The sequence below is a fragment of the Streptomyces calidiresistens genome (genome assembly GCF_014141525.1).
Taxonomy (GTDB): Bacteria; Actinomycetota; Actinomycetes; order Streptomycetales; family Streptomycetaceae; genus Streptomyces; species Streptomyces calidiresistens.
This window is the reverse complement of record NZ_VKHS01001162.1, coordinates 1-1,245: the sequence shown is the minus strand read 5'-3', so window position 1 is coordinate 1,245 and position 1,245 is coordinate 1. Positions and strand designations below refer to the sequence as shown.

The following is a 1,245-nucleotide window of genomic DNA, read 5'->3' as shown; positions in this document are numbered from 1 at the left end:
CCGCCCACCTGATCCGCCCCTCCCGCGGTGGTCCGGCCCCGGCCGGGGCCGGACCACCGCGGGGGTAGCCTGGCGGCGCGCCGCCGTCCGGCCGGGGAGGCCGTCGGGGCCGCGCGGCGCCGGGGCCCGCCGCCCCGCACCGCCGCCCCGCACCGCCGTCCGCCGGGCGACCGACGGTCCCCCGGCGGCGACGATCCGACCGCAGCCGTGCCCGGGAACCGGCCCCCGCCGCGACGCCCGGGGGAGGGAACAGGGAACGACCCCGTGCGATCCGCCGACCCCGGACGGCCGGGCCCCCCGGGGGAGCCCGGGGAGACCCCCGCCGAGCCGTTGGACCCCGACACCGCTCCGGGCGCCGGGGAGGCACGCCCCGCGCCCCGATGGCCCCTCGTCCTCGCCGTCGTCGCCCTCGGCGGCGCGCTCGGTGCCCTCGCCCGGTACGCGGTCTCCCTCGCCTGGCCGACCCCCGAGGGGGCGTTCCCCTCGGCCCTGCTCGCGGTCAACGTCCTCGGCAGCGCGCTCATCGGCGCGCTGGTTCCGCTGGTCACCGACCGGGCCGCGCACCCGCTGCTGCGACCCTTCCTCGGCACCGGTCTGCTCGGCGGGTTCACGACCTTCTCCGTGCACGCCGTGGACATCGAGCGGCTGATCGCCGACGGCCGGGCGGTGGTCGGTCTCGGCTACGCGGCGGCCAACCTGATCGGGGCCCTGCTCGCGGTGGGGGCCGCCGCCGCACTCACCCGGCGCGCGCTGAACCGTTCGCGCCGGACCGATGTGGTCGACGACGCGGTCGACGGGGGGAGGGCCCCGTGACGTGGTGGTGGGTGGCCCTCGGCGGCGCGCTGGGGGCCTGTCTGCGGTACCTGATCGACACCGGGGTGCAATCCCGCTTCGGCTCGACCCTCCCGCTCGGCACCCTGACCGTCAATCTGCTGGGCAGCCTGGCCCTCGGTGTGCTGACCGGCGCCGTCCTGGCCGGCGCGGCGGGGGACGCGCTCGCCCTCGCACTGGGGACGGGCCTGTGCGGGGCGCTGACCACCTACTCCACCTTCTCGTGGGAGACCCTGCGGCTGTGGGAGTCCGGCGCCCGGGGCCCGGCGGTGCTCAACGCCGTGGGGAGCGTGGTCGCGGCGGTCGGCGCGGCGGCCCTCGGTCTCGCCGCCGGCTCCGCCCTGTGGGGGTGAGCGCGGCGGCGCCCCGGTCCACCACCTGGCTCTTATACACATCTTACGCTGCCGACGAAGC

2 protein-coding genes are annotated in these 1,245 nt (G+C 78.8%); both read left to right on the top strand.

What is annotated here, in order from left to right:
• Positions 1-264: 264 nt before the first annotated feature.
• Positions 265-813 (top strand): FluC/FEX family fluoride channel, encoded by a 549-nt coding sequence (locus FOE67_RS26130; protein WP_323385547.1) that lies wholly within the window; start codon positions 265-267, stop codon positions 811-813.
• On the top strand, positions 810-1,184 hold the full coding sequence (gene crcB / locus FOE67_RS26125; RefSeq protein WP_182667293.1) for a fluoride efflux transporter CrcB: 375 nt from the start codon (positions 810-812) through the stop codon (positions 1,182-1,184). The genes FOE67_RS26130 and crcB overlap by 4 nt, the downstream gene beginning before the upstream one ends.
• The last annotated feature ends 61 nt before the right edge of the window (positions 1,185-1,245 follow it).